9 protein-coding genes and 4 pseudogenes are annotated in these 13,547 nt (G+C 33.5%); 7 read left to right on the plus strand and 6 right to left on the minus strand.

All coding sequences use genetic code 11. The annotated features are described in order from the left end of the window. Positions 1–212: 212 nt before the first annotated feature. From ACGH6S_RS09240 to ACGH6S_RS09250, 3 genes and pseudogenes are all read right to left on the minus strand, one after another. Complete coding sequence (locus tag ACGH6S_RS09240) at positions 213–566, minus strand: hypothetical protein (protein ID WP_085164010.1); 354 nt, start codon at positions 564–566, stop codon at positions 213–215. A 131-nt stretch (positions 567–697) separates the two neighbouring features. Beyond that, a pseudogene (locus ACGH6S_RS09245) lies at positions 698–1,774 on the minus strand (IS3 family transposase); the annotation flags it as partial. A gap of 92 nt (positions 1,775–1,866) precedes the next feature. Continuing rightward, positions 1,867–2,433, minus strand: a complete 567-nt coding sequence (locus tag ACGH6S_RS09250) for an NAD(P)H-dependent oxidoreductase (protein ID WP_065610530.1) — start codon at positions 2,431–2,433, stop codon at positions 1,867–1,869. 102 nt (positions 2,434–2,535) lie between these two features. Between ACGH6S_RS09250 and ACGH6S_RS09255 the strand changes: the two are divergent. From ACGH6S_RS09255 to ACGH6S_RS09265, 3 genes and pseudogenes are all read left to right on the plus strand, one after another. Next, a pseudogene (locus ACGH6S_RS09255) lies at positions 2,536–3,699 on the plus strand (IS3 family transposase). A gap of 233 nt (positions 3,700–3,932) precedes the next feature. Beyond that, the gene (gene tpx / locus ACGH6S_RS09260; protein WP_065560593.1) at positions 3,933–4,445 is read left to right on the plus strand and encodes a thiol peroxidase; all 513 of its coding nucleotides are present in this window, start codon (positions 3,933–3,935) and stop codon (positions 4,443–4,445) included. A gap of 140 nt (positions 4,446–4,585) precedes the next feature. After that, positions 4,586–5,767 (plus strand): sugar transporter, encoded by a 1,182-nt coding sequence (locus ACGH6S_RS09265; RefSeq protein WP_065589508.1) that lies wholly within the window; start codon positions 4,586–4,588, stop codon positions 5,765–5,767. Positions 5,768–5,872: 105 nt separating this feature from the next. Here ACGH6S_RS09265 and ACGH6S_RS09270 read toward each other — a convergent pair whose 3' ends face one another. Together ACGH6S_RS09270 and ACGH6S_RS09275 are read right to left on the minus strand one after the other, a co-directional pair. Further along, the gene (locus ACGH6S_RS09270; RefSeq protein ID WP_296303085.1) at positions 5,873–7,798 is read right to left on the minus strand and encodes an ABC transporter ATP-binding protein; all 1,926 of its coding nucleotides are present in this window, start codon (positions 7,796–7,798) and stop codon (positions 5,873–5,875) included. A gap of 172 nt (positions 7,799–7,970) precedes the next feature. Continuing rightward, positions 7,971–8,184 (minus strand): annotated as a pseudogene (locus ACGH6S_RS09275) (integrase core domain-containing protein); the annotation flags it as partial. A 78-nt stretch (positions 8,185–8,262) separates the two neighbouring features. On the opposite strand from ACGH6S_RS09275, the gene ACGH6S_RS09280 reads away from it, so the two are divergent. Further along, on the plus strand, positions 8,263–8,877 hold the full coding sequence (locus ACGH6S_RS09280; RefSeq protein ID WP_411578183.1) for a hypothetical protein: 615 nt from the start codon (positions 8,263–8,265) through the stop codon (positions 8,875–8,877). 228 nt (positions 8,878–9,105) lie between these two features. Here the strand turns inward: ACGH6S_RS09280 and ACGH6S_RS09285 are convergent. Further along, positions 9,106–9,453, minus strand: a pseudogene (locus ACGH6S_RS09285) (DDE-type integrase/transposase/recombinase); the annotation flags it as partial. Between the two features lie 381 nt (positions 9,454–9,834). On the opposite strand from ACGH6S_RS09285, the gene ACGH6S_RS09290 reads away from it, so the two are divergent. The 3 genes from ACGH6S_RS09290 (at position 9,835) to rlmKL (ending at position 13,463) form a co-directional block, all read left to right on the plus strand. Beyond that, positions 9,835–10,251 carry a hypothetical protein gene (locus tag ACGH6S_RS09290; protein WP_065589504.1) on the plus strand — a complete coding sequence of 139 codons (417 nt, stop codon included), beginning with the start codon at positions 9,835–9,837 and terminating at the stop codon, positions 10,249–10,251. Positions 10,252–10,417: 166 nt separating this feature from the next. Further along, positions 10,418–10,909: a hypothetical protein gene (locus tag ACGH6S_RS09295; protein WP_085164009.1), complete on the plus strand. Its 492-nt coding sequence runs from the start codon at positions 10,418–10,420 to the stop codon at positions 10,907–10,909. A 433-nt stretch (positions 10,910–11,342) separates the two neighbouring features. Continuing rightward, the gene (gene rlmKL / locus ACGH6S_RS09300) at positions 11,343–13,463 is read left to right on the plus strand and encodes a bifunctional 23S rRNA (guanine(2069)-N(7))-methyltransferase RlmK/23S rRNA (guanine(2445)-N(2))-methyltransferase RlmL (protein ID WP_411578184.1); all 2,121 of its coding nucleotides are present in this window, start codon (positions 11,343–11,345) and stop codon (positions 13,461–13,463) included. Positions 13,464–13,547 lie beyond the last annotated feature (84 nt).

The raw sequence follows: 13,547 nt of genomic DNA on the forward strand, positions 1-13,547 counted from the left end.
TATTTGTAGTAGCTTTTCCCACCGTTTATCTGTTAGCATTGTTCTTGGCATGATGAATCGAGTTATGGTTGTTTTTGGCTGAATTATTGTAACTCACATCATGCCGTATAAAAAATAATCACGAAAGATCAACACGCCCTACTAATACGTCAAGAAAGTAAAAAGCCAAAATAATCCAAGGAGAGTTTTTACTACAACCTATCAAGTATTGATTAATTTTCTTCAAAATATTCGTCACTTATCATCGATAGTATATCGACCTGATTAAATACATTTTTTAAAAACTTATATCTACTTAATTTATCATAATTTTTCCCATTAATAAAAGATACTTTTATTAATGTACAGAATTCTTTATTTTCTTCATCTAACCACTCGTCAGATAGCGGGATATAATTATCTGTAATAGTTAATGTGTCCGCATAAAGACCACAGTAAGAGAAGTACACCCCAATATAAGAGCTATCATGTTCAGAGCAAGTTATATCCCATTTATTATTCAACAATTCACTTATCTCTTTTTTAGATTTATTACTGCCGTATTTTAGAAAATATAATTTTTTCATTTATCGCCCGCCACATTTCCCTGGAATTCTGATTCGTTTTCCTGATCCTCGCCAAAATATTAGACAGTACCCGTCTCTATCATTTTTTCGTTTTGGTAATATTGTTGTTCATATTGTTCAGGTGATACCTAGCCATTGGCTGAATGACGGCGTATCCGATTATAATAGATTTCAATATATTCAAATAGTGCTTTATTAGCCTGCTTCCTCGTTTTGTAGTAACAGTCATGAATAATATGTGTTTTGAGTGTATGAAAAAAACTCTCAACAACCGCATTATCAAAGCAGTTGCCTCTTCGACTCATGCTTTGCCTTAGCCCATATTGTAACAATAATTGCTTGAAATCAGCACTGCAATATTGGCTTCCTTGGTCACTATGAATGAGTACATTTTTAGGAAATTGACGCCGAAATAAAGCTTGTTTTAATGTATTACACACTAAATGGCGGTCTATGTAGCGACTGGTTTGCCTAGCAATCACTTTTCGTCCATATAAATCGATAATCACCGACAAATATAACCAACCTTCACCCGTTTTAATATAAGTAATATCGGTTACCCATGTTTTATTAGGCTTATCAGGATTAAATTGCCTATCTAACGTGTTGGGCGCAATATTGTGATGAGTCGTGTCTGTTTTATACTTGAATTTACGTGCTGCTTTACTCCGTAATCCCAATTGTTGCAAAATACGGCTAATTGTTCTTTCTGAAACTTGATAGCCCGCTTCCCTTGCATCATGAAGCAAACTCGGTGCATCCAAACGTGTCTTATGGTGCCATACTGCTTCTTAATATACTCGCTGAGTTTGACGGATTCGTTGAGTCTTTTTAGCTAGGCATAATAACCCGACGTACTAACACCAAGTAACGAGCACATCTTGGTAATGGAGTAGGAAGTTAAATGATTTTTCATATAGGCGTACTTCAGCGACTTGGATTATTGATGAAGAACACAGGCACCCTTTTTAGTATATCATTGTCCATTTCAGTTCTTTTATTTCTTTTTTTAATATTATAATCCGTTGTTGCTCAGCCGTTAACGCTCGACGACTGGTTTTACTCGGTGTAAGTTGTCTAAACTACTTATCTATAGTTGATTTACCCACACTTAGATGGCTAGCAAGTTCACTTATGAAAAGGTGAGCATGGAATAATGCATAATCGACTGATTGTCGTTTAAATTCGATGCTAAACTTTTCGACCATGATAATTTTCTCCTATGATTTGTATTTATATCATAGAGCTGACTTCTGTACACTTTTTGGGCGATGATCAATCACGGATTTAAGAAAACAAATTAAAATTTGAGATTTTTTAAAAATAGTTGTCTCTTCTCTTGAGAAACATTTTTAATTTTTCCCATATTTTTCCAAGTCACATTCTTAATTCCTAATTGTTTCAAAGTTGAATTAATAAAAACAGATTTAATGCTATTCCCTGCAAAGAAACGGATAAACCATGTAGGGGCCTCAGAAGTAGTTAAAACTGTAGTTGAGTTAATATGATTAATATTACCCTTTATACCCGTTGGAGTATCAATGTAAGAAAAGTTTTTTTTAAATACTTTATCAATAAAACCTTTTAAGATAGCTGGTAAATCATACCACCAAATAGGAAATATAAAAACGATATCAGATGCATCCGTTATCATTTTTTGATATTTTTCTACTAAAGGATCTGTTGTTTGTCCGGTACTATATAACCTTAATTCTTCGGAAGTGTATATTGGATTAAAGCCGTCTTTATATAAATCAATAATATCGAAATCTTTTCCACTTTCTTTCAAAAGAGATACAATTCTTTCCAAAATAGCATGATTATAGCTCTTTTCATATGGATGAGAATAAATTATTAATGTTTTCATTGTAAAATCTCCTTGTTTTTTAAAAATAAATTTGATCCTCGCCAAAAAAGTGAACAAAAGTCGCCTCTATGATATAAACAAAATTTATAGAAGACAAATATCATGGTCAAAAAGTTTAGCATCGAATTTAAACAACAATCAGTGGATTATGCGTTATCTAATGCACACCTTTCTATCAGCGAACTTGCCAATCATCTAGGTGTGGGTAAATCAACCCTAGATAAATGGATTAGGCAACTTTCCCCGAATAAAACCAGCCGTCGAGAGTTAACCGCTGAGCAACAGCGGATAATGGCGTTAGAAAAAGAGATTAAAGAACTGAAAATGGCTAATGATATACTAAAAAAGGCGCATGTGTACTTCATCAACAATCCAAGTCGATGAAGTACGCTTATATGAAAAATCATTTAACCTGCTATCCCGTTACTAGGATATGCTCATTACTTGGTGTCAGTTCATCGGGTTATTATGCTTGGTTAAAAAGAGCAAACAAATCAGCTAAACTCAGCGTATATCCAAAAACAGTATTGGCAACATAAAGCCCGTTTGGGTGCGCCAAGCCTGCTTCATGATGCAAGGGAAGCGGGCTATCAAGTTTCAGAAAGAACAATTAGCCGTGTTTTGCAACAATGGGGATTACTTAGTTTAAGATTGCATAGTAAATCCGCACGTAAATTCAAGTATAAAACAGACAAGGCTCATCACAATATTGCGCCCAACACGTTAGATAGGCAATTTAACCCTGATAAGCCGAATACGACATGGGTAACCGATATTACTTATATTAAAACGGGGGAAGGTTGGTTATATTTGTCGGTGATTATCGATTTATATGGACGAAAAGTGATTGCTAGGCAAACCAGTCGCTACATAGACCGTCATTTAGTGTGTAATACATTAAAACAAGCTTTATTTCGGCGTCACTTTCCTAAAAATGTACTTATTCATAGTGACCAAGGAAGCCAATATTGCAGTGCTGATTTCAAGCAATTATTGTTACAATATGGACTAAGGCAAAGCATGAGTCGAAGAGGCAACTGCTTTGATAATGCGGTTGTTGAGAGTTTTTTTCATACACTCAAAACCCATATTATTCATGACTGTTACTACAAAACGAGGAAGCAGGCTAATAAAGCACTATTTGAATATATTGAAATCTATTATAATCGGATACGCCGTCATTCAGCCAATGGCTGGGTATCACCTGAACAATATGAACAACAATATTACCAAAACGAAAAAATGATAGAGGTGGGCACTGTCTAATATTTTGGCGAGGATCAAACTATCACATTTATTTTTATTGAAATTTTTTGGCTTATCATTGCTCACTAAATTGAGTAATCAAAAATTTTATTCATTGGATAAATCATCAAATCTAGCATAATATGAATATGACAGCTGAATAATGCTAAATTTATATTAAATAAAGCTGTAAAACTTCAATAAGTTCACTCTATAGAAACAACGTTATTAGTCACAACGCTAAGGAAACTGTTATGCAAAAAAGAGTTAATGAAATCACCATGCGCGGAGCACCTATTACTTTGTTAGGCACACAAATTAAAGTTGGCGACACAGCGCCCAATTTTATCGTGCAAGATTTAAAAATGGAGCCCATTAAATTGTCCGATTTTAAAGGTAAAATCAGAATTATTAATTCGGTTCCATCCATTGATACCTCAGTATGTAGTGCTCAAGTGCATCGCTTTAACGTCGAAGCGGCAAAATTAAAAGACACAGTGATATTTTCAATTAGCGTCGATTTACCTTTTGCCTTAAATCGCTACTGTGCTGCTGAAGGTATTGATGCCGTTAAAGTCACCTCAGATCATAAAGAACTCAACTTTGGTTTAAAATATGGAGTTGTTATTGAAGAGTTGCGATTACTTTCTCGAGCTGTATTTGTCATTGATAAAAACGACAAAATTGTTTATGTGGAATATGTTAAAGAAACCTCTTCTGAACCTGATTATGACAAAGCCCTAGCTGCAGCTAAAGCACTAGAATAAATCGCTATAATGAAACATCGCCCTCAAATACTAATATTGGTGGCGATTAAGTTTAAGATTTATTCTTAGCAACTATTTAATAGACAAACATATTCAGTTATAATCAAAAGTAATCTAATATTCCCTCCAAAATCTTAATCATGAATAATAGTATTAACCGATCTCGGGTTTGGTCATCAATTCTTTGTCTTGCATTTGCGGCATTTATTTTTAATACAACGGAATTTGTACCTGTCGGGCTATTACCCAATATTGCTGAAAGCTTTTCAATGGACGTAGCTCATGCTGGATTATTACTCACTATTTATGCGTGGGCTGTTTCGTTATTATCATTGCCACTCACAGTATTAACATCAAAAATGGAACGAAGGAAGCTACTTATCCTTTTATTTTGTCTATTTATAGGTAGTCATATTTTAGCTGGAGTCGCATGGAATTTTTACAGCTTAATGATAGCAAGAATTGGTATTGCTTGTGCACATGCGGTATTTTGGGCAATTACAACACCACTTGCAGTTCGGTTAGCGCCCAATGGTAAAAAAGCTAAAGCAATGGGCTTTATTGTTATTGGCGTATCGATGGCAACCATTCTAGGTATTCCAATTGGCACCATCATAGGACAACTCGTTGGCTGGCGCGTGACTTTTTTATGTATTGCTGGTATCGCTTTTTGCGTGATGATATTACTACTCCGCTTATTGCCTACTGTACCAAGCATGGATATTATCTCTATCAAAGATATTCCAATGGTATTAAAACGCCCAATACTGCTAAACATTTATTTATTAATTGCCATTATTATTGCAGGTCACTTTACTGCCTATACCTATATTACGCCATTCATGAAAAATATTGGTGGATTTAACCAAAATGTTATCGTCCTTTTATTATTAGTTGTAGGTTTTTCTGGAATGATTGGTAGCGTTATTTTTGCAAAATATGCTGAAAAAAATCCAACCGCAATTTTCATCATCCCTATGCTACTACTGATTACTTGCTTATTATCGCTTTATGTATGTTCATTCACGCTTTATACTGCAATCATTCAATGTTTAATTTGGGGACTTTCCATTACAATTATTGGAATGGTTATGCAAAGTAAAGTAATTGATGCCGCACCCGATGCCACAGATATAGCCACTTCAGTCTATTCTGGTATTTTCAATATTGGAATAGGAGGCGGTGCTTTTATAGGCAGTAAGGTATTAATTTTACTTTCAATTGATTACATTGGTTATGTTGGTGCGTGTTTTGTCATCATCGCACTATTATTATTCTACTTTTTATCTAGAAAATTATGGAATAATAAAACGGTTATTTAAAAAAGGGTTATGTAAAAAATATTATATAAAAACCTTAGGGTAAGGAAACAGCATTATTTATTTTATAACACAAATAAATAATGCTGAACAATACTAACATTTACCTTATGATTTACTTAAAGACTCTAACTGTTCCCATCTTTCAAAAACAGCTTCTAATTCAGCCTCTTTATCTGCCAAAGATTGTAAAATTGGACTAGTAATTTCATGAGTTTGATTAAAAAAGTCACTTTGACCAATTTGTGCTTGTAAATCAGTAATCTCTAATTCTAATTGTTCTATTTTGCTTGGTAATTGTGCCAATTCTCGTTGTTCATTATAACTCAGTTTAACTTTCTTTTTAGCGGTTCGCTCACTACTTTGATTATTAGTAGCGCCTAATTCTTTTTTAGGTTGCTCAAGTTTATTAACTGTCGTTACTTTAACTGGTTGTGCCTGCTGCTGTTGTTGCAGAGCATCGGCATAACCACCAGCATAAACACCAATATGGCCTTTTTCTTCAAAAAACCAACATTGAGTGACCACATTATCAACAAATTGCCGATCATGACTAACCAACAAGACAGTTCCTTGATAATCATTCACTAACTCTTCTAGCAATTCTAATGTTTCAATATCAAGATCATTGGTTGGTTCATCAAGTATTAATAAATTGCTAGGTTTTAAAAATAGTTTAGCCAGCAATAAACGATTACGCTCCCCACCAGACAGTGCTCGTACAGGTGTTCTGGCACGTTTAGGCGGAAATAAAAAGTCCTGTAAATAACCAAGTACATGGCGTGAACGACCATTTACCATTACCTCTTGTTTACCTTCGGCTAAATTGTCCATCACTGTTTTTTCAGGATCGAGCTCTAACCGATACTGGTCAAAATAAGCCACTTCAAGCTTAGTGCCACAATGCACACTACCTAATGTTGGTGTCAAATTACCCAACAACAGTTTTAATAAAGTTGTTTTACCAATACCATTAGGACCAATCAGAGCGATCTTATCACCACGTAATACTTGCACAGAAAAATCATTAACTAGTAACTTATCCTCAATCTGATATGTCACATTTTCAAGCTCAAAAACAATTTTTCCTGAACGTAATGCCTCCTCGATTTGCATTTTAGCACTACCCATAACTTGGCGTCGCTTGCTATATTCTTGACGCATTGCTTTTAATGCTCGCACTCGCCCTTCATTACGAGTACGACGAGCTTTAATACCTTGTCGGATCCAGACTTCTTCTTGAGCTAATTTTTTATCAAATTCAGCATTTTGTAACTCTTCAACACGCAATGCTTCTTCTTTACCAAGCAAATAATTATCATAATTCCCACTCCAAGACGCAATTTTACCTCGATCCAGATCAATAATACGCGTTGCCATTTGACGAATAAACGAACGATCATGGGAAATGAACACAATACTGCCATTAAAACTTTTCAAAAAATCTTCCAACCATTTAATGGTTTGAATATCCAAATGATTGGTTGGTTCATCAAGCAATAAAACTGTTGGTTGACAAACCAACGCTTTGGCTAATGCGGCTTTACGCAACCACCCACCCGATAACGAAGACAACAACGCATCACCATCAAGCGATAATGAAGAAATAACATTACGAATACGGCTATCTAATTGCCAACCATTTTGATGATCTAACTGTTCTTGCATTTTAGCTAATTTATCTAAATTACTTTCGCAAGGATCGTGCTCAACACGATGAGCTAAATCATAGTAATTTCGTAATAACTGTGCTTCTTCGTGTAATCCTTCTGCCACAAAATCAAACACACTACCTTGCACATCACGAGGAGGATCTTGTTGCAATCGTGAAACAATCACATTATTTTCATAAATAATTTGCCCTTCGTCTAATGGCACTTCTTTATTTAAAACTTTAAGTAAAGTCGATTTTCCAGCACCGTTACGGCCAACAAGACAAACACGCTCATTTGGCTCAATAGACATATCGATATGATCAAGCAACGGCGCATCACTAAATGAAAGATAAGCATTGGTAAGATTAATTAATGACATAGTTATTGGTGGTTTTTATTTAGATATTAAGTAATAAAACATTATTCTATCATAAAGTGACCAAAGGCAACTAAAGCAAATACAAAAGATAAACCAATATATAAGAATTACTGGCATTATTTATACTTTCATTGTAACTACCTCAAACTTAGTACACAACTGACGTAGAAAATTAAGCTGCCTGTTTTAATGTTTTATATTTGAACAGTGTCATGTTATTTAATGCCTCATGCGGTCTTTCGGTGTTATACTTCGGTTATTTGCCTTGCTTGCGCTAAGTTGTTAAAAAGATATAAATCGAGTACTTCAGTACGATAGGTACGATTAAATCGTTCAATATAGCCATTTTGGTAAGGGCTACCGAGCTCCATATAATCAATGGCTATATCATGTGGATCGACTACACTAATTCATACAACTTTTTTAATGAGTAAGGTAAATTTATCAGTAAAGGAACATGCTAGATGACACGATTAAAAAAAAATATCGATATTTTGAATATTCTTACTTATAAAATTAAAAGTTGGGATAGAGAAAATGATCTTATAGAACTATCAGAGCTAATATCTGATTTAGAAAAATTTAGTAGAAAAGAAAGATCTTTGTACTATAAAGAGTTTTTTTCCGATGTTGCATTAGCTGAAAAATTAATATACTTGTATAAAAATGAAAATTTAACCAAAGAAACTACTATAAATATAGTATCTTGTATAGGAAATATGACGGAAGCATATAATCTACCTCCCTTAGATAATTTTTTTAATTTTTTTAATGAATTGAAAAATGTTAAGAAAATAGATTACTATGTTTCTTTATTTATTACCAAATTCCCACAGTTTTATATGGAGGATAAAAAATGGGATTATATCTCATCAATTTTAAATATCAGTCCAAAAGCGAAATCAGAAAGAAATTTTTATATTGAAATAAAAAAGATTTTAAATCGTAATGAATGCATTCCAAACAATTATTTAGATAAATTTATAGCCTCTTTTGAAAAAATGTATAATAAAGCTAAAAATGATTTTTACAAAAATGATTATAAGGAAATACTTTTGAAGTTAAGTAAATTAAAATGAATCTTATAAATTATATATTTATATTGGAATCAGAAAGATGGATAGACCTGTAATTGCTATGATATTTAAGTCTTCAGTTGAAGTCAAAGCTAAAGAAATCAGAATTCCAGGGAAATGTGGCGGCGATAAATGAGAAAATTATATTTCCTAAAATACGGTGATCCTCGCCAAAATATTAGACAGTACCCGCCTCTATCATTTTTCGTTTTGGTAATATTGTTGTTCATATTATTCAGGTAATACCCAGCCATTGGCTGAATGACGGCGTATCCGATTATAATAGATTTCAATATATTCAAATAGTGCTTTATTAGCCAGTTTCCTCGTTTTGTAGTAATAGTCATGAATAATGTGTGTTTTGAGTGTATGAAAAAAACTTTCAACAACCGGATTATCAAAGCAGTTTCCTCTTCGACTCATGCTTTGCCTTAGCCCATATTGTAACAATAATTGCTTGAAATCAGCACTGCAATATTGGCTTCCTTGGTCACTATGAATGAGTACATTTTTAGGAAATTGACGCCGAAATAAGGCTTGTTTTAATGTATTACACACTAAATGGCGGTCTATGTAGTGTGGAATGACCACACCTGTTCAAACAACAAAATTAAGGGGTAGCTATTTGTTAAATTCTACCTCAGGCAAATAGCTTAACAAGGCGTTAGTTTTGTTTTCTTATGTATATTCCTTACAGTAGCTTCTCAAATTACTGTAAACAACGCTAGTAAATCCTACAAATAAAGACTATTACACCTTATGATATCAATTTGCATTTAAATTAAGTTTTTATTCAAATAAGCAAGCATCCTAGAAAGAGCTTACCAAATTATGATAGAATCACGTCCCATGATGCAAAATAATGTATTTGTTATAGCAATCATGAAATAAATAGCAAGCAAGCAAACAAAACACCATTATCATGAATAAACATGTAATTCCGATCTTGTTGATAATGTAATGAATACTAATAATAGAGTTATTAAATACCATAAAAAAATGAAAATTACTTTAGTAAGTAAAATAGACGAGAATTTAGTAGAGTTCAAATCTGATTTAGGATGTGGTGTTGCGATTTGGGACAATAGTAAATCATTATCAAACACATATTATAATATTGAATTAGAAATCGATGATTTTTTTGAGTGGGGTAAGAATATAACTCTTGAAAAAATACCTGGATATGGCTTTTATTTAATTAATAACAACATGTTTTTCAAGGCTAAAGTGATATCTTGTGAAGATACAGGTATTTTAGTTTTGTCACTAGGAAGAGATATTATTTTTATAGAAACATCTGGCACATGCGAAATAAACAGCTATGTATCATTTTTTACAACTTCGGATAATGTTATGTTATTCTCGATAGAACTGTAATATTTAAAAATTGGATACTATAAACTAATTCTGCTATCCATTTCTGCATACTTTACCTGACTCAAGCAAAAAATTATGTTGGATGGCAACAAATTTTTCAGACAATATAAAAATCTACGAATGATTTTGAAAAGTTATTTTGTTCCATGCTGTGTAGCAATAAAAAATGAAAGATAAAGACAAATATTCTATAGAATGGCTCCGCTTAAAAGAGTCTGAAAAAAAATTATTTTCTGCTAAATACTACTTCAAAAAATCAAATCTGTATTTTGATCAATTATTATTTGCTCTTAAAATTCTGTCAGAACAAGGAACAGCACTAAGGTTTGTAAGAGATGAAGATTTTGACGACAAAGAGCTAGATAATTTAATTCCTATTGTCATAGAAATATCAATAGGCGGCAATATAGATCATATTCCAATAGCTAGAGATATATTATTCAAATATAGACATAATAATATTGTAAAGAAAACACTACCAAAAATGGTTTTAAAATATCTCGATTCTTCTGATGATTTCATATATAGAAGAATTGCAGAATTGCTATTAGAATTGAATTACAAAGAGTTAAAAAACTCTTTTATTAACAAATGTAAAAAGAGTGAGAATAAAGATATAGTTGAGATATATAACGATTTTTATGAAAAATATAAATGAAGTTATTCTCATAAAGGAAAACCAATGGCAGGGTTAAAGAATTCTAATTGATGCTTTGCAAAAATTTGATAATTCATATTATAGATTTTGAAAAGAAATAACAAACGCAACTGAAACAGGCAATTTTATTAATTATGTGGATATCTCAAAAGCTACTGTAAATACCAAATTTTTAGCACAAAACTCACGTAGAAAATTACACTGCCTGTTATCGTGTTTAAATTCAATAGGCGTCATATTATAAATATCTTGATGCTTTATTAGATTACATTTTAATTCTTCTACTAAACTAACATTAATTTTCATTACCGCCAAACTTTTCTGATTATTAATAAACTAACCCAATATTCATCTAACTAATATCAGCCTTTAATTCCCACTATTACAATTAGTCGGTATAATGCCAGCAATTTTATTGTTAAGTGGATTATGCATGAAAACGCTATTTGCCAGTACATCTCGCGGGCTTGAAGAGTTATTAAAAAAAGAGTTAGAACAAATTGGTGCAATTAATTGTAAAATTGCACAAGGTGGTGTTTATTTTGATGCCGATGACAAAACGCTATATCAATCATTATTATGGTCGCGTTTGGCATCTCGCATTTTACTACCTATTGCCGAGTTCGACATCTATAGCGATTTGGATCTGTACTCTTGTGTGTTTAATATTAAATGGCCAGATATTTTTGCTGTTGATAACTCTTTCGTGATTAATTTTGTTGGCGTAAACGAATTTATCCGTAATAGTCAATATGGTGCGCTAAAGATCAAAGATGCTATTGTCGATCACTTTTTGCGTCATACTAATGAACGTCCTAATGTAGCAAAACAAGATCCCGATATTCGACTTCATGCTTATTTAAATAAAAACCGTGTCACACTATCTTTAGATCTAAGTGGTAATAGTTTACATGAGCGTGGTTATCGAGAGCAAACAGGGAAAGCCCCACTAAAAGAAAGCCTAGCGGCAGCTATTATTATGCGTTCTGGTTGGAAAATAACTGAGCCATTGCTCGATCCGATGTGTGGTTCAGGTACATTACTAATTGAAGCGGCAATGATCGCATCACAAATTCCACCCGGTTTATATCGTAAACAGTGGGGATTTTTTGCTTGGAAAGGCTTTAATCCGACATTGTGGAACGAATTGCTTTTCACCGCAAAACATAACGTATCTAAAACAAACACACCATTTATCGGTTATGATAATAATGCGACGGTACTTGAACGAGCCAAACAAAATGCCCTCCAAGCAGGTGTAGGGGATTTAATTACTTTTTCGATGCAAGATATGACTCAACTGACCAATCCATTGCCAACTGAAACGGTAGGCATGATCATCAGTAATCCACCTTATGGAGAACGCTTAGAAAGCGAACCTGCGCTTATAGCTTTGCATACGGCACTTGGTCGACAAATCAAACAAAATTTTGGTGGATGGCGTTTATCATTATTTAGCGGTGCACCACAATTGTTAGATTGCTTACAAATGAGAGCAGAAAGACAATTCAAAGCAAAAAATGGCCCTCTTGACTGTATACAAAAGAATTATGTCATTGCTAAGCGTAACACTGAAGAAGCAATCACAAATTTTACTATGCCTGCGGCTGATTTTGCTAACCGATTACGCAAAAATAAACAAAAGTTAGAAAAATGGGCTGCTCAAGAACAACTGGAATGTTATCGGCTTTATGATGCAGATTTGCCTGAATACAATGTCGCTATCGATCGTTATAAAGATAAAATAGTGATGCAAGAATACGCAGCACCGAAAAACATCGATCCACAAAAAACTCGCCAACGGCTTTTTGATACTATAAATGCTACCATGTCAGTGCTTGAGCTTACCGCCGATCAGTTAGTATTAAAAACAAGAGAAAAGCAAAAAGGCAAACAGCAATACCAAAAGCTAGGACAAAAACAGGACTATTTTTTAGTCCATGAATACCCGATTAATCAGCGCAAAACCGCATTTTGGGTTAATGTGACCGATTATTTAGATACAGGATTGTTTTTAGATCATCGCTTAGCACGAAAAATGATTGGTGAAATGAGTGCAGGAAAAGACTTTCTAAACCTATTTGCCTATACAGGTAGTGCAACGGTTTATGCTGGACTTGGCGGAGCAAAATCAACCACCACGGTCGATATGTCTCGCACCTATTTGGAATGGGCAGATCGTAATTTAAAACAAAATGGTTTAACAGGTAAAAAACATCGATTAATTCAGGCGGATTGTTTGCTCTATTTATCTCAAGCTGATGAGCAATTCGATTTAATTTTTATCGATCCGCCGACATTTTCAAACTCGAAACGGATGAACGATACCTTTGATGTTCAGCGTGATCACTTAAAATTGATGGCCGATTTAAAACGCTTGTTACGCCCTAATGGAACAATTATCTTTTCGAATAATAAGCGTGGTTTTAAAATGGATAGTATCGGTATGCAAAACCTAGGACTAACCTATCAAGAAATTACCAATAAAACGCTATCGCTTGATTTTAAGCGCAATAAACAAATTCACTGCTGTTTTATTGTAAAACATCAATAGACGTAGCTGGAAAACAGCTAGGTAGAGTATTAATTTTATTAATGTTTTTTCAACAACACCAAAAACAAAAAATTAAATAAAATC

The sequence above is a fragment of the Gilliamella sp. BG3 genome (assembly GCF_046635605.1).
GTDB lineage: Bacteria > Pseudomonadota > Gammaproteobacteria > Enterobacterales > Orbaceae > Gilliamella > Gilliamella bombi.